Source organism: Melaminivora alkalimesophila (assembly GCF_000282995.1).
GTDB classification, from domain to species: Bacteria; Pseudomonadota; Gammaproteobacteria; order Burkholderiales; family Burkholderiaceae_C; genus Melaminivora; species Melaminivora alkalimesophila.
The window spans coordinates 1-571 of sequence record NZ_ALEE01000206.1 but is presented as its reverse complement, the minus strand read 5'-3'; the positions used below and the strand labels follow the sequence as shown (position 1 = coordinate 571).

Annotated in this window: 1 protein-coding gene and 1 pseudogene; both read right to left on the bottom strand. The window is 70.9% G+C overall.

All coding sequences use genetic code 11. From position 1 onward, the window contains the following. The coding region (locus tag A612_RS03460) for a LysM peptidoglycan-binding domain-containing protein (protein ID WP_040435861.1) at positions 1–373 on the bottom strand (373 nt) is incomplete at its 3' end. A gap of 18 nt (positions 374–391) precedes the next feature. Then, positions 392–571 (bottom strand): annotated as a pseudogene (locus A612_RS03455) (protein-L-isoaspartate O-methyltransferase); the annotation flags it as partial.

Below are 571 nucleotides of genomic sequence, written 5' to 3'. Positions count from 1 at the left end.
CGGCGGCCACGGTTCCCGCCACCGGCGGGACCACCCGCAGGACCTGGCCGACCTCGATCAGGTTGGCGTTCTCCAGGTTGTTCCAACGCGCCAGGTCCCTCCAGCTCTGGCCGGTCTCAAGGCCAATGCGAATCAGGGTGTCACCCGGCCGGACCGTGTAGTAGCCCGGCTTGCCGGCGTTCTCAGCGCCGGGCAGCGTCTGGGGGTCGGGCGCGAGCGACCCGGACTGGGCCCCCGGGGTCACCTGGCCGGCGAAAGTGCCGCGGTCCTCCACCGGGGCACGGTTCACGGGCGTGCTGCAGCCCGCCAGCGCCAGCGCAGCGGCCAGCACGGCCAGTCCAAGGGTTCCTCCAAGAGCACGCGATACGAACATAGTCAACAGCACTTCCCTTCAGGCAATCCCGGATTTTAAGGGGACGAAGTGCACGCTCTCGAGCACGCTCTGCGTGAAGCCCTGGGGCGTGCGATCTACCACCAGCAGCACCTGGCGCCCGCCCTGCCCGGCCATCGGCGCCACCAGGCGGCCGCCGACCGCCAGCTGCTCGCACCACGCCGGCGGCAGCGTGTCGCC